Here is a 20466-nt window from a genome sequence, read left to right as displayed (position 1 = left end):
TTGGGATGGACCAGAACAAAGCGGCGGATGTGGCACTGACGAAATATGTTGCCGAATTCGTGGTTGGTACGAAGTTCGAGGAGCTTTCGGCAGAGGTCGTGGCGCTCGGCAAGAAATCGATACTTGACGGCTTCGGTCTGGCTCTTTCTGGTTCCGTTGCCAAAAGCGGTGAACTGGTCCGTCGCCATCTCGACGATCTCGGCCTTGCGAGAGGCACTGCGACCGTCATCGGCGGCGGCCGCAAGATCGCGCCTCGCTTTGCTGCATTTGCCAACGGGGTTGGGATCCACGCCGATGATTACGACGACACGCAGCTCGCTGTCGCCAAGGACCGAGTCTATGGCCTGCTGACGCATCCGACGGCTCCGGCGCTGCCGGCAGCATTCGCAATGGGAGAGGTGCTCAAATCCTCGGGCAAGGATTTCTTGCTGGCCTATCATCTGGGCGTTGAAGTCGAGTGCAAGGTTGCCGAGGCGATCGCGCCGCGCCACTACCAGACAGGCTTCCATGCGACCGCTACCTGCGGGACGTTCGCTGCGGCCGCCGCCAGCGCACGGCTGATGGGCCTTGATGTCGACACCACCTTACGGGCGTTGTCCATTGCCGGTAGCCAGTCCGCCGGCTTGCGCGAAAACTTCGGGACGATGACGAAACCTTTCCATGCCGGGCGTTCATCGGAAAGCGGCGTCGCCGCGGCGCAGTTTGCCTCCTACGGCTGGACAGCCACGCCGCGCATCCTCGAGGCGCCCCGCGGATTCTTCGCGGCTGCGGGTGGTGGCTATGACCAGAATGCCATCTTGGGCAAGCTCGGGGCTCCCTGGACTTTCGCCAATCCCGGCATTTCTATCAAGCCGCATCCATCGGGCTCGCTGACGCATCCCGGCATGACGGAAATGCTACGGTTGATCAAGGAGAACGGCATCCGGGCCGAGGAGGTGAAACGCGTCCGCGTCGGCACCAATTCCAACATGCCCAACGCGCTGATCCATCATCGTCCCAAGGATGAACTACAGGCAAAATTCTCCATGGAATTCTGCATGGCGATCCTGCTGCTCGAAGGCCGTGCCGGCCTCAACGAATTCACCGACGCAGCCGTCGAACGCGAAGATGTACGCGCAATGATCGAGAAGGTTGATTTCGTCATCGACGACGAGGCGGAAGCAGCGGGCTACCACCTGATGACGACGCTGATCGATATCGAGCTCAACGATGGTCGCAAGATCTCCGGTCGCGCCGATTTCGGCAAGGGCAGCCCGGCATTCCCGATGAGCTACGACGAAGTGGCCGACAAATTCCGCGAGAATGCAGAATTCGCCGGCATGGCCAAGAGCAAGGCAAACGAGATCGTCGAACTGGTCCGCAGGCTCGAGGCGTTGCCGTCCCTCGACGAGTTGTCGGCCCGCCTGATCTCCGTCGCTTGACGCGATCGACATCGCGATGCCGAATTCGGAACTATCAGGCAGCGGCAGCGACTCATATGTCTTCGGCCGCACCATTATACGGATCGGTCTGGCAATCCTGATCGGCATCGCGGGCGCTTTCGTCGCCAAAGGCATCGCGATGCCTCTTCCCTATCTGCTTGGTCCGCTGCTGGCTTGTGGCATGGCGGCGATTTTGGGGGCTCCCATTGCGCCGCTTCCCTATGGACGGGAACTCGGCCAGGTTGCCGTGGGCCTGGCGATCGGGCTCCGTTTCGTGCCGGCTGTACTTGTCGCCACTGCAACGCTGTTGCCGTTTATGTTGCTTTCGACTGTTCTGATCATCGCCGCCACCATGGTCGCGGCTCTGATGATCCGCATGCTCGCCGGAATCGACGGCAAAACCGCGTTCTTCGCGACCGCCGCCGCCGGTCTTGCCGAGATGGCGGTCGTCGCGCACCAGAAGAACGCCGACAGCGACACTGTCGCCGTCGTCCATCTTATCAGGGTCACCTCGATCGTCACGATCGTTCCGTTCCTTGTGACGCTGTTCGGCGAGGATGGAGGCATTCAGCCGGTGACGATCCCGTTCCACGCCGACGCCGCGCCGCTGATCGCCCTCTTTGTTGTCGCTGCCGTTGCGGCATTTCTGGCGCGGCGGTTGAAACTGCCGAACACCTGGCTTCTTGTGCCGGCGATCATCGCGGGCATCGTTTCAGGGTTCGGTTTCGGCCCCTTCACCATTCCGTCGATCGTTCTCACCATCGCCCAGATCGTCATCGGCATCTGGCTCGGATGCCGTTTCCGGCGCTCGTTGCTTGGGCAATTGTCGAGGGTGACGATGTCGGCACTCGTCACCACGACCTTCCTACTGGCGATCGCCACCGGCATCGCCTGGGTGCTTTCCGCCGCCACCGGCCTCTCCTTCGTGACCAGCCTGCTCGCCGTCGCCCCGGCCGGTGTCACCGAAATGGTGCTGACAGCGGCAGCGATGCATCTCGATGGCGCCACCGTCACCGCTTTCCAGATCACCAGGATCGCCGTCGTCATGACGACGATCCTGTTCACCCTTCGGATATTCGAAGCTCTTTCGCGCCGTATCGACGCCTCCTGCAACTGAAAGGACTGCTCTTATGACACACCATCTCGTGATCGGGATTCTGAACGGCGATGATATCGGCCTGGAAATCGTGCCGGCCGCCGTCGAGGTCACCCAGGCTGCCGCAGCCATGACCGGCCTCAAAATCGACTGGCGACCGATGCCGATCGGCAGGACGGCGCTCGATACGATCGGTTCGACCTTTCCGGAGGGTACGATGGAGACGCTCGCCAAGATGGACGGCTTCATCCTCGGCCCGATCGGCCATCAGGCCTATCCTAAGGTACCGGGTGCCATCAATCCGCACCCGATCATGCGCAAGGGCTTCAACCTCTTTGCCAATGTCCGGCCAACGAAATCCTTTCCGGGCCTCGGTGCGATCCATGAAGGCATCGACCTGGTGATCGTGCGCGAAAACAACGAGGGCTTCCAGCCGGACCGCAACGTCGTGGCCGGCTCGGGCGAATTCCGCCCGACGGAGGACGTGACGATCTCGGTGCGGGTCATTACCCGGCTTGGGTCATCGCGCGTCGCGCGCGCAGCGTTCGAGATTGCCCAGCAGCGCAGGAAGCGGCTGACGCTGGTTCACAAGGACACCGTCTTCAAACTCGGTTGCGGCATGTTCGTCGAAGAATGCCACCGCGTGGCGCAGGAATTCCCGGATGTCACCGTCGACGAGGTCATCGTCGATACGATGGCAATGCGTCTTATCCGCGACCCGCAGAGTTTCGACGTCATCGTGACCACCAATATGTTCGGCGATATCCTGACGGACGAAGCGGCCGGCCTCGTCGGCGGTCTCGGCATGGCGCCGGGCCTTTGCATCGGCGACGGCAATCTGGCAATGGCCCAGGCGACCCATGGCTCCGCGCCCGATATCGCCGGCAAGGGCATCGCCAATCCCTTTGCGATGATTGAGTCAGCCCGCATGATGATCGAGTGGCTGGGCCATAACCGCAAGATCCCTCAAGCTGTCGAGGCAGCATCGATCATGCAGAAGGCGATCGCGACGGCGCTTTCAAACCCCGCGACCCGCACACGCGATATCAAGGGAACCGCTGGCACCGCCGGAATGACGCAGGGGATCATTGCAGCCCTCGGCTGACGCGTCTTGCTGATGCGTCTTCCATCGGCTGGCATTACCGACGGAAGACGCGACATTCATCAACCGGCCGGCAGCGGATCCCGTCCATTGAAGAACTTCCAGAATGCATCGTAGATGAGATCGGGCCGCTGTTCGGCGGGATAGTGCCCGGTGGGCACGGCCCAGCCTCGCAGATCAGGTGCCCAGGGCTTCCACGCGTCGAGCGGCGCAAAATGGCGGCCGCAATGGCTGTTGGAGCCCCAGAGAACCAGCACCGGGCAATCGATCGTCCGCTTCCCGTAGTCGGCCGTATCCATGGCCAGGTCGACGCTGACGGTGGCGCGATAATCCTCGCACACTGCATGGATCTGTTCCGGCGTCGTGCAGCGCTTGTATTCCGCCATCGCTTCTGGGCTGAAGATCTCGAGGCCGACGCCTTTCTTGTTGAGCTTGTAGTCGATGTAATAGCTGAGGTCGGCCGTCAGCAGTTTTTCCGGGAATGGCGCCTTCTGGGCCATGAAGAACCAGTGGTAGGCTTCCAGCCCCCAACCCAGCGTCACATTGGTGAGCGCATGATGCGTGGGGACGATGTCGAGGGCTACCAAACGGTCGATCCGCTCGGCGAAATCGAGGGCCATGCGGAAGGCTACCCGGGCGCCGCGATCATGTCCGGCAACTTGGAACCGCTCGAAGCCGAAATGCGACATGACGGCTGCGTTATCCTCACCCATGGCCCGGAACGAGTAGCCGGAATGATCCTCGCTGCCGTCAGGCTTCGAACTGTCGCCATAGCCGCGCAGGTCGGGTGCGACGACGGTGAAGCTCCTGGCAAGCGCAGGCGCGATCTTGTGCCAGCTCACATGGGTCAGCGGATTGCCGTGGAGCAGAAGCAGCGGTGGCCCCTCCCCGCCGATCGCCACGTTGATCTCGGCGCCGGCGGTCCGCACGCGCTCATATCGGAACCCATGCATCAATTTGCCCTTCTCTTCGAAGAACGAAGGCATTTCAGATATCGGCCTATTCGGGGGCAACCGCATCATATTCTCCTCTTGTCTAACGTCGACGAAACCGGAAATCATAAGATCATGTCACGCTCATTTTGGTAAACTGTCAACAATTTATAATTGACAATCTTGGGAAATCCCGGCATGCGAATAACAAATGCACCATCAGTGCAAGGAGTTGGTCAATGAAGACGTATGACATCGCAGCCATTCCCGGCGACGGAATCGGAAAGGAAGTGGTCGCTGCGGGACTTCGCGTCCTTGAGGCGTGCGCTGCCCGCGACGCTCACTTCGAACTGAGGGTCGAGAATTTCCCTTGGGGCTCCGATTACTACAAAGCCAATGGCGTCCTGATGCCCGAGGGCGGCATCGAGCGCCTGAAAGCCTTCGACGCGATCTATTTCGGTGCGGTCGGCGCCCCCGATGTGCCCGATCATCTGACGCTCTGGGGATTGCGCCTCGCCATCTGCCAGCCATTCGATCAATATGCCAATGTCCGTCCAACCCGTATCCTGCCCGGCATCCAAAGCCCCCTCCGGGACGTTACGGCCGACGATCTCGACTGGGTCATCGTCCGCGAAAATTCGGAAGGTGAATATGCCGGCCAGGGCGGCCGGTCGCATCGTGGCCTGCCGGAGGAAGTGGCAACCGAAGTCTCGATCTTCACCCGCGCCGGCGTCCGCCGCATCATGCGTTTTGCCTTCGAACTGGCGCAATCGCGTCCGCGCAAGCTTCTGACCGTCGTCACCAAGTCGAATGCCCAGCGCCACGGCATGGTGCTCTGGGACGAGATCGCCCGTGAGGTCGCCGCCGATTATCCCGATGTCACCTGGGACAAGATGCTCGTCGACGCCATGACGGTCCGCATGACGCTGCAGCCGCAATCGATCGATACGATCGTTGCGACAAACCTTCATGCCGACATTCTCTCCGACCTGGCGGCTGCGCTCGCTGGCTCGATCGGCATCGCGCCGACGGCGAACCTTAATCCGGAACGAAAGTTTCCCTCGATGTTCGAACCCATTCACGGTTCCGCCTTTGACATCACCGGCAAGGGTATTGCCAATCCCGTCGGCACCTTCTGGTCGGCGGTGATGATGCTGGAGCATCTCGGCGAACCGGCGGCGGCGGCGCGGGTGATGCGCGCCATCGAACGCGTCACCGCCGATCCGTCGCTGCACACGCCGGACCTCAAGGGCACCGCCACGACCGAGATGGTGACGGACGCCGTGTGCGCCACCATCCTCGGCGACAATGAATGAGGAGACCGACATGCCGTCCAATCGTCTGAAGATCGCCGTCATTGCCGGCGACGGCATCGGCAAGGAAGTAATGCCCGAGGGTTTGCGCGTCCTCGAAGCGGCCGCTGACAAATGCGGGATCGATCTCGCGTTTGACCACTTCGACTTCGCCTCCTGTGATTATTACGCCGCGCATGGGCGGATGATGCCGGAGGATTGGAAGGCGCAGATCGGCGGGCACGACGCGATCTTCTTCGGAGCCGTCGGGTGGCCGGAAACCGTGCCGGACCATATCTCGCTCTGGGGCTCGCTTCTGCAGTTCCGCCGCGAGTTCGACCAGTATGTGAACCTACGCCCCGTGCGCCTGATGCCCGGGGTTCCATCGCCGCTCGCCGGCCGCAAACCGGGCGATATCGACTTCTTCGTCGTGCGCGAAAACACCGAAGGCGAGTATTCCTCGATCGGCGGCAAGATGTATCCCGGCACCGAGCGCGAAATCGTCGTGCAGGAAACCGTGATGAGCCGCGTCGGCGTCGACCGGATCCTGCGTTACGCCTTCGAGCTTGCCCGGAGCCGGGGCAAGAAACATCTCACCTCTGCCACGAAGTCGAATGGCATTTCGATTACCATGCCTTATTGGGATGAGCGCGTCGAGGAGATGGCGAAGGCCTATCCGGATGTTCGCTCAGACAAATATCACATCGACATTCTGTGCGCGCATTTCGTGCTCAATCCGGATCGCTTCGACGTCGTCGTCGCCTCCAATCTTTTCGGCGACATCCTCTCCGATCTCGGTCCCGCCTGCACCGGCACGATCGGCATAGCGCCCTCAGGCAACATCAATCCGGAGCGCAATTTTCCGTCGCTGTTCGAGCCGGTCCACGGCTCCGCGCCCGACATTGCCGGCAAAGGAATTGCAAATCCCATCGGGCAGGTCTGGGCCGGAGCGATGATGCTCGACCACCTCGGCCATCCCGAGGCAGCGGCAGCCATCGTCTCTTCGATCGAGACCGTGCTCACCAATCCCGCTTCGAGGACCAGAGATCTTGGCGGCAGCGCCGACACGGTGACCTGCGGCAAAGCCATTGCCGAAGCGCTCCTGGCGACATCCCTTCCCGCTCCTCAAACGTCGAGGCAATCATGAGCGCAGAGCTTCCCGTCATCGCCCTCACCCCAGGCGATTGCACCGGCATCGGGCCGGAGCAGACAGCCCGTATTCTTCACGACGGCCGGATGCTGGAGACTGCCCGTATCGTCGTGGTCGGCGATATCAGGGTGCTCGACCTCGGCATGCGGCAGGCCGGTGTGCGCCTTGAATACCGGCGCTATGACAGCCCCGCGGCCATCGACTGGTCGGACAAGACCATACCGATCATCGACCTGAACAATACCGATCCCTCTCTCTATCCGCCGGGTGTCGGCAGCGCCGAGTCGGGCCGCGTTACCGGCGAAACCCTGGCGCGGGCGATTGATTTTGCAAAGGCCGGAGAGGTCGACGCAATTTCCTTCGCACCGCTGAACAAGCGTGCGATGTACGACGGCGGATGGCGTTTTCCGGATGAGCACAAGATGTTCGCCCACCTGCTTGGCCATCGCGGCTATTTCAGCGAGATGAACGTGCTCGACAATCAATGGATGTCGCGTGTCACGTCGCATGTGCCGCTACGACAGGCTGTGGATCAGATCGACCGTGCGGCGATCGAGAATGCCATCCAATTGTCGGTGTCGATGATGCGCAAGGCCGGCATCGTTTCGCCTCGCCTCGCCGTCGCTGCCCTCAACCCGCATGCCGGAGAAAACGGACTGTTCGGAATGGAGGAGATCGAGATCATCCGCCCGGCGGTCAAGGCCATGGCTGCCAAGGGGTTCAATTGCGAAGGGCCGTTCCCATCAGACACCGTCTACCTGAAAGCATTCGCCGGCGATTATGATGGCGTGCTTGCCATGTACCACGACCAGGGCCAGATCGCCACGAAGATGCGTGGCTTCAACCGCGGCGTCACGGTGACCGCCGGGCTCGACACCATCTTCACCACGCCGGCGCACGGCACGGCCTTCGACATCGTCGGCAAGGGCATTGCCGATACGGGTGCATTCGAGAACGCCATCAGGCTGGCAAGCAGGCTCGTCCAATTCAAGCGGCTCGCCGCCTAGAAGCCCAGGAGATTGGGCGCGGCCGATGCTGCGGCTGCACCCAAGCCGCCGAGGATCAGCAAGATCAAGACCGGGAATTTCGGGATCCAATAGAGGATCGCGCCGGCGAGGCTGGCGATCACCACCGCGGGCATGCCGCCATCGGCCACGCGGAACAGCGAGATCACGCCGGCGATGATCAGGCCGACGCCGACAGGCGCCAAACCCTCGCGCATGGCGCGATGCCATTTTTTCTGACGATGTGTATTCGTCAAACGAAACACGGTGTAGCAAAGCAGCGACGACGGCACGAAAAGCGCCAACGATGCCACCAGCGCTCCGAGCCAGCCCGCAACCTTCCATCCGATGACTGTTGCCAACATCATCCCCGGCCCGGGCGCCGCCCTTGAGACCGCGAAGAAATGGATGAAATCGGATGCGCTAATCCAGCCGTGCACATTGACCGTCTCGTTCTGGACGCCGGCGATGATGGCACCGCCGCCGCCAATCGAGGTCAATGAAAACGGGATGAAAACCAGGGCCAGGCCGATGAGCAGATCGTCACGCATGTCAGCTCCTCCGCCAGGCCATGGCGACGCTGATCGGCGCGATGGCAAGCGCCACCGGTAGCAGCGGCCACTGAAGCACGCCGACCAAAAGGGCGGTCACACCAATGATGGCCACCGACGGCGGAAACCGCATGGCGCGGCGAACACCGTGAACGCACATCATCAGCAGCAGACCGATTGCTGCAAAGGCGACACCATCGGAAATGACTGGCAGCAGTGCATAGCCGGCAAACAGATCGAACAGTCTATAAAGCGCAACGACCGCGAAAAACGGACCGACGAGGAAACCAACGACGCATACGGCGGCGCCCAACGGTCCGCGCAATTGCTCGCCGATGCAAATCACCAGGTTGACGACATTGGCTCCGGGCAGCATCTGCGAAATCGCCAGACTGCTCGAAAAATCCTCTTGGTCAATCCATCGTTTGCGGAGCACGAATGCCTGATAGATCCATCCCGAAAGGCCGCCGCCGAAACTCAAAACGCCAATCCTGAAGCAAAGGAAAAACAGAGCAGCAAGGCTTGGCCGCGGAGAGGAGAAGGTTGGCTCGGATAAAGACATCGGGCAATGTCCGTCACTAATAGGTTGGGACGCAGGACGCGGTCATCGTTCGGAGAACGGCCGGCGGCCGCCATGGTCCGTCTTCCGACCGAGTCTCGCTTCGGTCTTCAGGGCAGGAACGCCCCCCCATTCACATGCAGGGTCTGTCCGGTCGTGAAGCGAGCATTGGCGCGGGCGAGATAGCGGACCGCCGCGGCGACCTCCTCCGGCGTGCCGCGACGCCCGACCAGCGTGCGCGTCGTCTGGTGGTGCGTCGGCTCGGCGCCTGTCGACGTATGCTGGCGGTTGGTGTCGATCATCCCGGGGGAGACGAGGTTGACGGTCACGCCACGCGGACCGAGCTCGTGGGCGAGCGCCTTCGTCAGTCCGTCGAGCCCCGCTTTTGCCGAGATGACATGGGCACGATGCAGTGCGCCCATGTATGCGGTGAGGCCGCCGATATTGACGATCGTCCCCTGCTTGCTTGTCAGCAGATGCGGGATAGCCGCACGGCTCATGAGGAAGGCGCCGTCAAGGGTGACGCCCATCACTTCGCGCCAGTCGGCAAAGGAAAGCGCCTCGACCGGTGCCTCGCGGCGGATGGCAGCATTGTTGACCAGAATATCGAGGCCACCCAAAGTCTCGACCGTCTGGCTGACCAGCCGCGCGGCATCCTCCTCCTGCGACACGTCGCCTAGCAATACCGTCGCCGGGCTGCCCGCCGCCTCTATTTCGCGCGCCACCGCTTCCGCGGCCGCCCGATCCGACCGGGCAACAATCGCAATTGCGGATCCTGCTTCCGCGAGCGACAGGGCAATCGCCCTGCCTATATTGCGCGAGGCGCCGGTGATGAGGGCCACGCGGCCTTTCAGTTCACGATTTTCCCGCATCGCGCCGCTCATGCTCTTGCCGCCGAAAGATCGACACGACCGCCGTCCGCGAGCCGGTCGAGCCCCTTGCGCAGAGCCTCGATCGCACCACCTGAAAAGCCGCCGAAGCGGAGATTGGCCTCGAATTTCGACAGCAGTTCGCTGTCGGGCAGAGGCTCTTGGGCGCCGCCACGCATATGAGGCTGGTGGAATTCGCGCACGGTCCCGTCTTTCAAAACTGCCTTGAGATGTCCGGTAAAATTGCGCGGATAAGGATCGTTCGGATCGATCTCATAGGAGACCTTTGCCGCCAGAGCCCTGACCGCAGGGTCTCTCACCCGCTCGTCGGTGAATTGGCCAAGGCCTGCTTCTCCGTCGATGAAGCCGACGGCCAGGCAAAAAGGCGTCGAGAATTTGCCGGCGTAACCGTTCGGCGGCCGATGTTTTTCAGCAAGCGGCTCCCAGAGGCGGTGAACGGTGCCCTCCCCCACATTGCAGGTTATGGATACGATGTCCTCGGCCTTTACACCCGAGGCCGCCAGCTTCTTGGCACAATCGATGAACGGCTGCGTCATCGTCCCGCAGGCATAGGGTTTGAAGGCGAGGGTTTCGAGAATCCAGTCCTCCCCAAGACCATCCAGCAACCGGCTGAAATCCGGGACCTTCGAAGGCGCAAAGGCTTTATATATGCCATTGACGCCTTCAAATACCGTCAGTGGACCAATGAAGCCGCCTTCGGCCATCAACGCGGCCCGGAGGCCTGCCTGTGCCGCGGCGCCGGCGTGCAGACGCTTTGTCGAACTACCGTCAGCCAGATATTCGATGATGCCGGAGGCAAGGCTTCCGGAGATGCCGAGCGCCCGTGCGATCGTCGTCGCGTCGAGGCCGAGTGCCGCGCCGACGGCGGCGGCGGCGGCCGGTGCACCGAAAATGGCGGTCGGGTGAAAGCTTGCCTTGTGTGTCGCCTGCGGCGCGACCAGGCTCATGCGGCACATGAGTTCGGTGCCGACAGCAATGCCGCGCATGACGGCGCGGCCATCGAGGCCGCGTTTTTCGGCGATCGCCAGGACCGCCGAGACGATGACTGCGCCCGCATGAATCGGCCCCCCTTCGAAGGTGTCGTCGTAGTCCTCGCCATGCGCGGCAGTCCCGTTGACGAGAGCGGCGTCATATAAACCAAGTCCCTTGCTATGACCGAAGGCCGTGCAGGAGCCCTCGTCGACGGCACTGCAAAGAGCCGCCCGGACATAGTCCGTATCGCGCGCAGCGATCGCAAGTGCGATGACATCGAAGACGAGGCGACTGCAGACGGCAGCTGCCGCAGCCGAAGGGGATGACGTGGCTGCAAAGGCCGCGAGCCTGCTTGCCACAGGCGTCGATGTCGGAGCGGCTACATTCATGAATGGGCTTCCTCTAGTTTGCTCTTGCGGACATCACGAAGTTCGCGGCCGAGCGAGAAGATGACGAAGATAAGGGCGAGGGACAACAGGCAGACGGCGATCGGGTCCTGCAGGAAGATCATCAGGTCGCCGCCAGACAGCACCAGCGAGCGCCGGTAGCTGGACTCGACCATGTGGCCGAGGACGACGCCGAGGATCATCGGCAGGACCGGGAAGCGCGTGAGCCGCATCAGGTAGCCAACCAGCCCGAGCACCAGCGCAATCCCAAGGTCGAACAGGCTGTTGTTGAGCGTGAAAATGCCCGACAGGATCAGCGCGAAGATGAAGCCCGAGCGATAGTGCCTGGGTCGGTTCACCAGCCAGATGCAGGCCGGCAGGATGAGGATACCGATGCCGATCTGGGCGATGATGGCGATGAACGAGCCGACATAGATGCTATCGATCACCTGAGCGCTCTGTTCGAAAAGGCGCGGGCCGGGAATGAGGCCGTGCATCAGCAACCCGCCCAGCAGAACGGCAGTGGAATTGGAGCTCGGAATGCCGAAGCTCAAGAGCGGAATGAGCGCGGTGCTTGCGACGGTATTGTTGGCCGCTTCCGGGGCAGCGACGCCCTCTTCCGATCCCTTGCCGAACAACTGCGGCGTTTTCGACCAGCGCCTCGCCTCGTTATACGACATGAAGGCGGCGATGGAGCCCCCGCCGCCCGGCGTCAGACCTTCGAACAGTCCGAGCACGCAGCCGATGAATTGCGAACGCTTGAGCTGGTTCATCACCGAAAGGCTCGGCAGCTTGATCTTGATGCTGGCATTCAGCTTCGTCCCGGCAATCGAGCCCGATTGGCTCATCAGTTCGGTGAGTGCAAAGAGACCAACCATGACGAGGACCGGTTCGATACCGCCGAGCAAGTCAGGAATATCGAAGGTAAAGCGCGTGACGCCGGAGATAGGGTCCGTTCCGACGGTCGAAATCATCAGACCGACGGTGGCGGCCGAAAGTCCCTTGATGAGCGATCCGCCGCTCATGGAGGCGATGACGCTGAGGCCGAGGATGCCGAGACCGAAGTAGGACGCCGGCGTGAAGGCGAGCGCCAGCCAGGATAGCGGCTCGGTTAGCAAGATGAGCATGGCGAGCCCAAACAGGCTGCCGACGACGCCGGACATCAGAGAGATGCCAAGGGCCTCGCCTGCGCGGCCTTGGCGGTTCATCTCGTAGCCGTCGATGACGGTTGCGGCGGAAGAATTGGTGCCGGGCGTCCTGATCAGGATCGCCGGGATCGAGCCGCCATATTCGGCGCCGATGTAGACGCAGGCCAACAGCGCAATCGCCTGGGCCGGGTCCATCGTATAGGTGAATGGCAGTACGAGCGCCATGGTGATGGAGGCCGAGATACCCGGCAGTGCGCCGCCAAGAATACCCCAGGTGAGGCCGGCGATGGCGACAAAAACGAGCGGCGTTTCCGTCAAAAGGTGGATGATGTCCCAGAGTGTGGTCATCAGAACAATCCTTGAAAAATCAAGCCCATCGGCTGGTGGACCCCGAGCAATTTGACGAATACCGCCCAATAGAAGACGCCGCCGCCGATCGCCGCTGCGACGACCACCCAGGTTCGAGGCGCACCTTCGTAGAGAGCGACGGCCCCGATCATCAGCGCCGTGGCGATGATGTAACCAACGAAGGGCAGCAGGAAGATATAGGCCGCCCCAAACAGCAGGAAGCCGATGGCGCGCGGCAGACGGGCGTTGTCGTCCTCGTCGTCGGAGCCCGCCGCCGCGGCTGTCCGCAACCGGGCAACCAGCAGCGCCCGGGCGATGAGGATGACGGCCAGAATCGCGAGGATGACGGATAGGACCTGCGGCAGACCGCCGGCACCCACCTCATCTGACAAAGTGCTGTCGGCGATCTGCGTTGACCATGTGTAGTAAGTGCCGGCGATCGCAAGCAACACTACGCCGCTGATAAGATCTTTGTTCATGAGATAGCCCTCAGGTAAAAAATTGGGCCGGCGAGCCGGCCCATGCCTGTTACTTGATGGCGCCCGTCGACTTCAGGAACTCTTCTGTCGTGGTGGCAAAATTGTCGACGAAACCGGAATATTCCTTGTGCCCGATCAGCTGCGGCACCAGCACTTCGGCTGTATAGGCCTTCTGATAGTCGGGATCGGCGAGGAGATTTTTCACAGCCTCATCCCAGATCGCTGCCGTTGCGTCAGGAATGCCTTTCGGGCCGGCAAGGCCGCGGAACTTCACGAGCGTGACGTCGAAGCCCAGTTCCTTGACCGTGGGGACATCCGGCTTTGCCGCAATACGCTCCGGATTGAACGTGGCAAGCAGGGTGATCTTACCGGCATCGAGCTGCGAGCGGACCTCTTGAATTTCGCCGATGCCGATATCAAGCGTGCCGTTGAGCACATTCAACATCATGTCGCCGCCGCCCTCATGGGTGACGATGGCTGGCGTCACGCCAGCCGCACGCTTCAGCTGCTCTGCAGCCTGACGTTCCAGCGAAGCCGGATTGGCGGCGCCCCAGCGGCCACGTTCCTTCTTGGCATGATCAATGACATCCTGCAGGGTCTTGTAGGGACCGTCTGTCCGCGTATAGATCACCTCGCTGTCGAGGAAGATGTTTACCAGCGGCTGCATGTCCTTGTAGGTGCTCTGCGGCTTGCTCATCAGCGAGGTGTAGATGTAGGTCGGCGTCGTCGCGTAGAAGACGCTGCCGTCGGCGTCGGCCGAGGCCACACGGGCCATCGCCTTGGCGCCGCTACCGCCCTGGATATTTTCGACGACGAAGGTGGCGTCGATGTATTTGCCGAGGTATTTCGTCATCTCGCGTAGGAAAACGTCGCTGCCGCCGCCCGGGCTCGAATGCGTGACCAAGGTCACAACCTTGGCCGGATAAGGCAGCGGGTCCGCCTGAGCCGAGGTGCCGCACAGAAGGCCCATCGCGGCCATTCCAAATGCCGCTTTTCCGAGCAATTTCATAAATTTCATGTCCTCTCTCCCCTTTTAAATGCCGTTTCTCCCGTAACGGCGCTCCCTCTAGTCTTAGTTATTCCGCGGTGAACTCCTCACGACATGGCTTGTCGCATCGTCACCGCTGATCAGTGATATGAGACGACCGATATCGGCACCGGCATCGATGCCGCGCATCAGCGCCAGCAACTCGTCCTGGGCGCCGGTATTGATGACGCCTTCGGCGCACATGCGGAACTTGCCATCGAGTTCGGCATCGCTGACCGGATTGGAAGGCCCGCCGCGGTAACGCTCGTCCGCCCATTGCACAAGCGTCCGCCCATCCTTGGTGAGCACCTCGATGCGCGAGCGGATCTTGTCGTAGCCGAGAGCATCGATCTCGAGATCGTTGATGACGTCTGTGCGCGCCTGCAGATCCTGCATCGCCTCTCCGGAAACAAATGCGTCCTCGAATTCGTGATGACTGGCGCGGCGGCACAGCACGATCATGGCGAGCAAGGCCGGCATCGAGAATTTCGCCTGCAGATGGTTGCGAGCAATCGGATAGCGGATCGGCTCGATGATATTCTTGCCGGCAAAGAAACGGATACGGTCGACCTCTTCGGCCTTCAGATCGTGATCGAGAACCAGCTTCAGCATGGCATCCATCGACTGATGTGTAAGAATGCCGGAGGGATAAGGCTTGACGCTGACACCCGGAGTGACAATCGTCAGCGGCGCACCGAAGCCTGCCTTTGCCTTTTCGGCATCGAAACCCTCGCCCATTACGGAAAAGAAACCCCAGGTTCCATCAAGCGCTGCCGGATCGGCCTCGAAACCGCGCGAGGCCAGCAACGCGGCGGTGATACCGTTTTCGCAGGCACGGCCGACATGCAGCGGCTTCGTCATCGTGCCGAAATTGACGCGGATGCCTGCAGCAAAGCTCGCTGCCAATCCGAGCGCGTGAGCGAGCTTGTCCCCTTTCAGGCGTAGGAGTTTGGCCGCCGCGGCGGCGGCGCCGAACGTGCCGACGGTACCGCTTGTATGGTGGCCGCGGCGATAGTGGCGCGGCGTCATCCATTCGGAAATCTTGCACTCGACCTCGAAGCCCACCTGGAAGGCGAGCATGAGGTCGCGGCCATCGACATTGCCGAGCGTGCTGCCGACCATCAACGCTGCCGTGAGCGGTGGAACGGAGGGGTGCGTCAGCAACCCGTAGACATGGTTCGGATCGTGTGAAACTTGTGTATCGTCCCAGTCATGGGCGTGTCCGGCGGTGCCCCAGACGCGGCCGGCAAGCGCCGCCGGCACCCTTGTCGCACCGGCGCCCGGCAGTGGCGCGTCGCCGCGCCCGCCTTGGGAAAGTGCATCTTCGATAAGGATCCGCACCGACGGCTCGCGGCTGCCTGCGAGATAGAGCCCGAAGGTATCGACCATGCAACGGCGGCCGATGACGAGGGCTTCACCCGGCAAATCAGCATAGGTCGTGCGCTCGATGAAACGTATGGCCTGGGCCGTAATGTCGGATATGGTATTCACGCGTTCAGGTCTCCTGGTTCTCTATTTTAGATTCGGGGCCGTTGACATCAGCCGCTCTTTAGCCGCCTCGACATGTCGCGCATGGGCGAGAGACGCCCTCGCCGGATCGCGCGCAGCGACGGCGTCGACCATGGCGTGGTGCTCCTGATGCGACGCATGCATCGAATCGCCGAGCATCAGGTTGCGGGCGCGGTAGAGCCGGAGTTGCTTGACCAACGTCATATATTGCTGGGCCAGCGTCGGATTGCCGGCGCTGACGACGATGAACTCGTGAAAGACAAAGTTGATCTTGACGTATGCTTCGAAATCGTTAGCGGCGACGGCCGTATCCATCTCGGCGATGAAGGCCCTGAGCTGATCCACTCCCTCATCGGTGATACGCTCGGCCAAAAGTTTTCCGGCAAGGCCGAAAAGCACGGCACGGACATCATAGATATCGCGGGCCTGAGCCGCAGTCAGACGCCGAACGAAGAAACCGCGATTTGGTACCTGCTCAACAAGTCCGGACGAATCCAGGGAGCGCAACGCTTCTCGCACCGGGCCGCGGCTGATGCCGAAGCGTAACGCCAGCTCCTTCTCGTTGACGTGATCTCCAGGCGCAAATTCGCCACCGAGAATGACACGCTCGATTTCCTGCTCAAGCAACGTCGGCAGAGAGTTAGATCGAAGAATGTCGATTGCATTCAGTGTCATTTTGGCCATCCCTTTACAGCCGTGTAGTATGCCGAATGTCAATTGTCAACAATTGTAGTGTGGTGACTGCAGGGGCGGTGTCACGTTCAAGGTCGCCGAGCGGCTTGGTATCCATTGAGTCAAGATGTCGAGCCCCGTCAAGGAGCGGTTTCGTCGAACCAATCGCATGATCAACCCTGGTTCGGTTGCGCCGCTTGGAAAGGAGAGCCGCATCGCGCAGACTTGGCACTGATTGCGGAATCCGGCGCATGCAATATTGCTCTGGCGCCGCGAGAAATCCTGCGCGAGCATCCTCTCTAGTTAAGGTGCAAGCCTATGGAGAGGCTGCTGCGCTCGGAGACTTCCGACCGTTTCAAACTCTTCCCACGAGGTAGCGGCAGGAGCGGCGGCGCCACCGAAGGCATAGACGATCTTCCCGCGCATTTCACGAACGTCGGATTCTACGGTCTGGCGGCGTTCACTGCGCGCCGCCTCGGTTGGCGGCTTGGAGCGGTCGATGGAAAAGCGAGCGAGAAGCGCCTTGAGGCCGGCAGCTTCCCGGGCAAGCGTGTGCCTTGCGGCCGTCGATTGCTCCACCATGGCCGCATTCTGTTGCGTTCCCTGATCGATGGAATTAACGGCATTGTTGATTTCGCTCAAGCCAACCGACTGCTCTCGCATCGCCTCGACGATCGCTGCTACATGCCGATTGATTTCCTCGACCTCGGCGGCAATACGGTCGAGCGAGGCACCGGTCTTGTCGACGAGCTCGACACCTGTGCGGACCCTGTTCGCCGGAAGCCGAAATCATCTTCCTCGCGGCGCAATGTCATCGTCTCCCCGTCAACTCCCAGTTTCTGCAGATCGATCATTTTGCAAGCTGCTTTCGAGCTCACTACGAAAGCGCGGATCGTCGACTGTAGCGTGACAAGCCGGGGCGCATGCTGGCGACGGCGGGCAAGTTTTCCCAGTCGACCAGCATGACCGTTTCCTCAGACGCTCGCGATCAGCCCGCCGTCGACACGGATAACGGAGCCCGTCAGATAGGAAGCGCGGCTGCTCGCCATGAAGGCGACCACGTCGGCATATTCCTGCGGATCGCCATAGCGACCGACTGGGATCGACGCGGTGCTGGCCGCCGAGACATCCTCGACCGATTTGCCCTCGCGCTTGGCCTTCTGCTCGTCGAGGAAGGTGATGCGCTGGGTCGCGACCCGGCCGGGCAGGACGATGTTGACGGTCACGCCGTCCCGGCCGACTTCACCGGCAAGGGTTTTCGACCATCCAAGAAGCGACATGCGCAGGGAATTCGAAAGGCCGAGGTTGGGGATCGGCGCAACCACGCCCGAGGAGGTGGAGGTAATGATGCGGCCCCACTTCTTCTCCCGCATCTTCGGCAGCACCGCGTCGCTGATCGCGATCACCGACAGCACCATGCTGTCGAAATACTTACGCCAGCTTTCGACGCTCTGGCCGGATACCAGCGTCGGCGGCGGGCCGCCGGTGATGTTGACCAGAACGTCGACCGAACCCAGCTGCTGTTCGATGGCGGCAAGATTGGGTTCGATGGCGCCAAGGTTGGCCAGATCCCATTCGAGCGCCATTGCCGACCCGCCGTTCGTGCCGATGTCGGCAACGGTCTTTTCGGCGGCTTGCCTGTTGATATCGGCAACGGCGACCAGCGCCTGTTCCCCGGCAAGCGTCTTTGCGATCGCACCGCCAAGGCCGCCGCCGGCCCCCAGCACGAGGGCCGTCTTGCCCTTCAATCCAAGATCCATGGTCTGTTTCCTTTCGGTTGCTGTACACTTCGTATCCGGCGTGATGCGTCACCCGGCCATCCATCCGCCATCGACCATCAGGTTGACGCCGGTGATGTAGCTCGCCATGTCGCTGGCGAGGAAAACGGCCGCACCCGCCACGTCCTTCGGCTCGCCGAGCCGCGGCCAGGGCGTGCGCCGGCGCGAATAATCGAGCGCACCGGGATCGTTGGCGACACCGGGCTTGCCGGTGACGATTTTCCCCGGTGCAATCGCATTGCAGACGATCAGATCGGCGGCATGGTCGACGGCGATCTGGCGCGTCATCTGAACAATCGCGCCCTTGCTCACGCCGTAAGGAAAGTCGCCGGGACTGGCGACCATGCCGTGCTGTGAGGAAATGTTGATGATCCTGCCGCGGGTTTCGCCGATCGGCTCCTGCGCCAGGAACTGTTGGGCAGCGCGTTTGCAGCAGTAGAAAAAGCCGGTGACATTGACGGCAATGATGCGGTCCCACTGCTGCGGCGAGGTGTCGATAAGATTTGTCGACGTATAGATCGCGGCATTGTTGACCATCACGTCCAGCCGGCCGTACCGCGCGACGGTTTCTGAGATCAGTGCGTCGACGTCGCTCCAGCTCGATATGTCGGCCTTGATGAAAGTTCCCTCGCCGCCACTTGCGCGTATGCTCTCAAGCGTCGTTTCTCCCCCTTCGATCGGCGTCTCCGTCACGTCGGCGATGACGACGGTTGCGCCCTCTCGCGCATAACGCAGGGCGATCGCCCGACCAAGACCCGAGCTCGCGCCGGTCACGATAGCTATCTTGTCAGCAAGCATGGTCATTGTCTTTCCTTCAATCGGCACTGCGGACCACTTGGCCGCGGTTAGGCAATGCGAGCACGCCGTCGCTAACGATGCGCTCGCCGCGCAGGAAGACATCCGTCAGCTTGCCGGGGATGCGCCAGTCGTCGAACGGCGTGTAGGTGGCACGGGAGGCTTGTTCGGCATTGCTTATGACCGTCGAACCATTGAGGTCGACGAAGAGGATATCGGCGTCACAGCCGACGGCGAGTGAGCCCTTGGAACCCAGTCCGAAGCGCCGCGCCGGAGCGTAGGAACACATGCGCACAAGTGCGGACGGGCTGATCACCCGCTCGCCAAGCAGCTTGAACATGACCGGCAAAAGCGTTTGCAGACCTGGCATTCCGCCGGGGATATCGGCAAACGCAGCGTAATGAGCCGCCTTTTCCTTTGCACTATGCGGCGCGTGGTCGGTGGCCATGATATCAATAAGACCCTCCGACAGCGCCGCACGCAGCGCCTGGACGTCTTCACGGTCCCGCAGCGGTGGCGAGCCTTTAAGATTGGCGCCGACCGCGGCATAGTCAGCCGCTGTAAAGAACAGATTCTGTGGTGTCGTTTCGACCGTCACATCGGCCATGTCCCGCAGCCGCCGCCACGTTTCGACCCCGAGCCGCGAATTGATTTGCCGGACATGAACGCGAGCGCCGGTTTCGGCGGCAGCCAGCACCGCGCGCGAAATGCCGCCGGCTTCGGCGAGAGGCGGCCGGCTCGAAAGAAAAGCGCCGATATCTCCTGCGCGATCGCGCGACGCGCTGCCAAGCAGGATTGATTGGTCACCCGGTGAGATGCCGATGGTCGTGTTGTAACTCGCGAGACGGCGCAATGTCTGCGTTACGGCGTCGAGGCTGTCGAACATGAACTCTGCCGGTACGTCGGCGGTGAACAGCTCGAGCGACACCGGCGCGAGTTTGAGGAGTTCATCCAGCCCCTCAAGAGATTTCGATATGACGGCCTGAAACCCGACATCGACATGCAGGCGGCCTTCGGCGATAGCTATCTTCTCCGATAACTGAGCAGCCGTTGCTGTCCAGGGATCGTCCGTCGGCATATCGAGAATCGTGGTCACGCCGCCAAGAGCGGCAGCACGGGTACCGCTTTCGAAATCCTCCTTGTGCGTCAAACCCGGTTCCCGCAGATGCGCATGGGCGTCGACAAGTCCCGGCAACAGGTGCCGTCCGGTTGCGTCTACGAAGGATCGCGCCATCGGGCTATCGCCCGGAGTAAAGAGAGCGGCAATGCGGCCGTCATTGATCCCGATATCAGCCCTTCTCTCGCCATCAGCATTTACGACGATGCCGCCGATAATAACTGTATCGAACATGTGC

Annotated in this window: 20 protein-coding genes and 1 pseudogene; 6 read left to right on the top strand and 15 right to left on the bottom strand. The window is 61.6% G+C overall.

Annotated elements, in window-relative coordinates; genetic code table 11:
* Positions 1–5: 5 nt before the first annotated feature.
* From HGP14_RS12245 to HGP14_RS12235, 3 genes are read left to right on the top strand one after another with little or no spacing between them, the layout of a single operon-like run.
* Positions 6–1421: an MmgE/PrpD family protein gene (locus tag HGP14_RS12245; RefSeq protein WP_168830095.1), complete on the top strand. Its 1416-nt coding sequence runs from the start codon at positions 6–8 to the stop codon at positions 1419–1421.
* 16 nt (positions 1422–1437) lie between these two features.
* Positions 1438–2538, top strand: coding sequence for an AbrB family transcriptional regulator (locus tag HGP14_RS12240; protein WP_168830094.1), 1101 nt, complete (start codon positions 1438–1440; stop codon positions 2536–2538).
* A 13-nt stretch (positions 2539–2551) separates the two neighbouring features.
* Positions 2552–3622 carry an isocitrate/isopropylmalate dehydrogenase family protein gene (locus HGP14_RS12235; protein ID WP_168830093.1) on the top strand — a complete coding sequence of 357 codons (1071 nt, stop codon included), beginning with the start codon at positions 2552–2554 and terminating at the stop codon, positions 3620–3622.
* A 59-nt stretch (positions 3623–3681) separates the two neighbouring features.
* Here HGP14_RS12235 and HGP14_RS12230 read toward each other — a convergent pair whose 3' ends face one another.
* A complete protein-coding gene (locus tag HGP14_RS12230; RefSeq protein WP_168830092.1) occupies positions 3682–4605 on the bottom strand; it encodes an alpha/beta fold hydrolase in 924 nt (307 codons plus the stop codon).
* 185 nt (positions 4606–4790) lie between these two features.
* Between HGP14_RS12230 and HGP14_RS12225 the strand changes: the two genes are divergently transcribed.
* The 3 genes from HGP14_RS12225 to HGP14_RS12215 are packed head-to-tail and all read left to right on the top strand — an operon-like array spanning position 4791 to position 8000.
* A complete protein-coding gene (locus tag HGP14_RS12225) occupies positions 4791–5867 on the top strand; it encodes a tartrate dehydrogenase (RefSeq protein ID WP_168830091.1) in 1077 nt (358 codons plus the stop codon).
* Positions 5868–5877: 10 nt separating this feature from the next.
* Entirely contained in the window at positions 5878–6990 is a 1113-nt protein-coding gene (locus HGP14_RS12220) for a tartrate dehydrogenase (RefSeq protein WP_168830090.1), read from the top strand.
* Positions 6987–8000 (top strand): PdxA family protein, encoded by a 1014-nt coding sequence (locus HGP14_RS12215; protein WP_168830089.1) that lies wholly within the window; start codon positions 6987–6989, stop codon positions 7998–8000. Before HGP14_RS12220 ends, HGP14_RS12215 begins: the two co-directional genes overlap by 4 nt.
* On the opposite strand, the gene HGP14_RS12210 is transcribed toward HGP14_RS12215, so the two are convergent.
* The 14 genes and pseudogenes from HGP14_RS12210 to HGP14_RS12150 form a co-directional block, all read right to left on the bottom strand.
* The gene (locus HGP14_RS12210; RefSeq protein WP_168830088.1) at positions 7997–8548 is read right to left on the bottom strand and encodes a chromate transporter; all 552 of its coding nucleotides are present in this window, start codon (positions 8546–8548) and stop codon (positions 7997–7999) included. The two genes, HGP14_RS12215 and HGP14_RS12210, sit on opposite strands and share 4 nt — an antisense overlap.
* A 1-nt stretch (position 8549) precedes the next feature.
* On the bottom strand, positions 8550–9110 hold the full coding sequence (locus HGP14_RS12205; protein ID WP_281408085.1) for a chromate transporter: 561 nt from the start codon (positions 9108–9110) through the stop codon (positions 8550–8552).
* A gap of 107 nt (positions 9111–9217) precedes the next feature.
* The gene (locus HGP14_RS12200; protein WP_246704430.1) at positions 9218–9991 is read right to left on the bottom strand and encodes an SDR family NAD(P)-dependent oxidoreductase; all 774 of its coding nucleotides are present in this window, start codon (positions 9989–9991) and stop codon (positions 9218–9220) included.
* Entirely contained in the window at positions 9988–11358 is a 1371-nt protein-coding gene (locus tag HGP14_RS12195; protein WP_168830086.1) for an MmgE/PrpD family protein, read from the bottom strand. Before HGP14_RS12195 ends, HGP14_RS12200 begins: the two co-directional genes overlap by 4 nt.
* Positions 11355–12851, bottom strand: coding sequence for a tripartite tricarboxylate transporter permease (locus tag HGP14_RS12190; RefSeq protein WP_168830085.1), 1497 nt, complete (start codon positions 12849–12851; stop codon positions 11355–11357). The genes HGP14_RS12195 and HGP14_RS12190 overlap by 4 nt, the downstream gene beginning before the upstream one ends.
* Positions 12851–13330 (bottom strand): tripartite tricarboxylate transporter TctB family protein, encoded by a 480-nt coding sequence (locus tag HGP14_RS12185; protein WP_168830084.1) that lies wholly within the window; start codon positions 13328–13330, stop codon positions 12851–12853. The genes HGP14_RS12190 and HGP14_RS12185 overlap by 1 nt, the downstream gene beginning before the upstream one ends.
* Before the next feature lie 49 nt (positions 13331–13379).
* Entirely contained in the window at positions 13380–14348 is a 969-nt protein-coding gene (locus tag HGP14_RS12180; RefSeq protein WP_205927128.1) for a tripartite tricarboxylate transporter substrate binding protein, read from the bottom strand.
* 54 nt (positions 14349–14402) lie between these two features.
* Positions 14403–15848 (bottom strand): MmgE/PrpD family protein, encoded by a 1446-nt coding sequence (locus HGP14_RS36455; protein WP_168830083.1) that lies wholly within the window; start codon positions 15846–15848, stop codon positions 14403–14405.
* A gap of 21 nt (positions 15849–15869) precedes the next feature.
* A complete protein-coding gene (locus tag HGP14_RS12170) occupies positions 15870–16541 on the bottom strand; it encodes an FCD domain-containing protein (RefSeq protein ID WP_168830082.1) in 672 nt (223 codons plus the stop codon).
* Positions 16542–16841: 300 nt separating this feature from the next.
* On the bottom strand, positions 16842–17180 hold the full coding sequence (locus HGP14_RS12165) for a methyl-accepting chemotaxis protein (RefSeq protein WP_281408084.1): 339 nt from the start codon (positions 17178–17180) through the stop codon (positions 16842–16844).
* Between the two features lie 21 nt (positions 17181–17201).
* Positions 17202–17255: pseudogene (locus HGP14_RS36200) on the bottom strand (hypothetical protein); the annotation flags it as partial.
* A 257-nt stretch (positions 17256–17512) separates the two neighbouring features.
* The gene (locus HGP14_RS12160) at positions 17513–18298 is read right to left on the bottom strand and encodes an SDR family oxidoreductase (protein WP_168830081.1); all 786 of its coding nucleotides are present in this window, start codon (positions 18296–18298) and stop codon (positions 17513–17515) included.
* A 48-nt stretch (positions 18299–18346) separates the two neighbouring features.
* Complete coding sequence (locus HGP14_RS12155) at positions 18347–19120, bottom strand: SDR family NAD(P)-dependent oxidoreductase (protein ID WP_168830080.1); 774 nt, start codon at positions 19118–19120, stop codon at positions 18347–18349.
* A gap of 10 nt (positions 19121–19130) precedes the next feature.
* Positions 19131–20462, bottom strand: a complete 1332-nt coding sequence (locus HGP14_RS12150; protein ID WP_168830079.1) for a dihydroorotase — start codon at positions 20460–20462, stop codon at positions 19131–19133.
* Positions 20463–20466: the final 4 nt, after the last annotated feature.

The organism is Rhizobium sp. P32RR-XVIII (assembly GCF_012641395.1).
Classification (GTDB): Bacteria; Pseudomonadota; Alphaproteobacteria; order Rhizobiales; family Rhizobiaceae; genus Rhizobium.
Note: the sequence above shows the minus strand (reverse complement) of the source record. Positions and strands in the feature narration are given on the sequence as shown.

Excerpts from the sequence above, each read along its gene's own strand:
- HGP14_RS12245 (WP_168830095.1), top strand. The coding sequence starts at position 6 with ATGGACCAGAACAAAGCGGCGGATGTGGCACTGACGAAATATGTTGCC.
- HGP14_RS12240 (WP_168830094.1), top strand. The coding sequence starts at position 1,438 with ATGCCGAATTCGGAACTATCAGGCAGCGGCAGCGACTCATATGTCTTC.
- HGP14_RS12235 (WP_168830093.1), top strand. The coding sequence starts at position 2,552 with ATGACACACCATCTCGTGATCGGGATTCTGAACGGCGATGATATCGGC.
- HGP14_RS12230 (WP_168830092.1), bottom strand. The coding sequence starts at position 4,605 with ATGCCTTCGTTCTTCGAAGAGAAGGGCAAATTGATGCATGGGTTCCGA.
- HGP14_RS12225 (WP_168830091.1), top strand. The coding sequence starts at position 4,791 with ATGAAGACGTATGACATCGCAGCCATTCCCGGCGACGGAATCGGAAAG.
- HGP14_RS12220 (WP_168830090.1), top strand. The coding sequence starts at position 5,878 with ATGCCGTCCAATCGTCTGAAGATCGCCGTCATTGCCGGCGACGGCATC.
- HGP14_RS12215 (WP_168830089.1), top strand. The coding sequence starts at position 6,987 with ATGAGCGCAGAGCTTCCCGTCATCGCCCTCACCCCAGGCGATTGCACC.
- HGP14_RS12210 (WP_168830088.1), bottom strand. The coding sequence starts at position 8,548 with ATGCGTGACGATCTGCTCATCGGCCTGGCCCTGGTTTTCATCCCGTTT.
- HGP14_RS12205 (WP_281408085.1), bottom strand. The coding sequence starts at position 9,110 with ATGTCTTTATCCGAGCCAACCTTCTCCTCTCCGCGGCCAAGCCTTGCT.
- HGP14_RS12200 (WP_246704430.1), bottom strand. The coding sequence starts at position 9,991 with ATGAGCGGCGCGATGCGGGAAAATCGTGAACTGAAAGGCCGCGTGGCC.
- HGP14_RS12195 (WP_168830086.1), bottom strand. The coding sequence starts at position 11,358 with ATGAATGTAGCCGCTCCGACATCGACGCCTGTGGCAAGCAGGCTCGCG.
- HGP14_RS12190 (WP_168830085.1), bottom strand. The coding sequence starts at position 12,851 with ATGACCACACTCTGGGACATCATCCACCTTTTGACGGAAACGCCGCTC.
- HGP14_RS12185 (WP_168830084.1), bottom strand. The coding sequence starts at position 13,330 with ATGAACAAAGATCTTATCAGCGGCGTAGTGTTGCTTGCGATCGCCGGC.
- HGP14_RS12180 (WP_205927128.1), bottom strand. The coding sequence starts at position 14,348 with ATGAAATTTATGAAATTGCTCGGAAAAGCGGCATTTGGAATGGCCGCG.
- HGP14_RS12170 (WP_168830082.1), bottom strand. The coding sequence starts at position 16,541 with ATGACACTGAATGCAATCGACATTCTTCGATCTAACTCTCTGCCGACG.
- HGP14_RS12160 (WP_168830081.1), bottom strand. The coding sequence starts at position 18,298 with ATGGATCTTGGATTGAAGGGCAAGACGGCCCTCGTGCTGGGGGCCGGC.
- HGP14_RS12155 (WP_168830080.1), bottom strand. The coding sequence starts at position 19,120 with ATGACCATGCTTGCTGACAAGATAGCTATCGTGACCGGCGCGAGCTCG.
- HGP14_RS12150 (WP_168830079.1), bottom strand. The coding sequence starts at position 20,462 with ATGTTCGATACAGTTATTATCGGCGGCATCGTCGTAAATGCTGATGGC.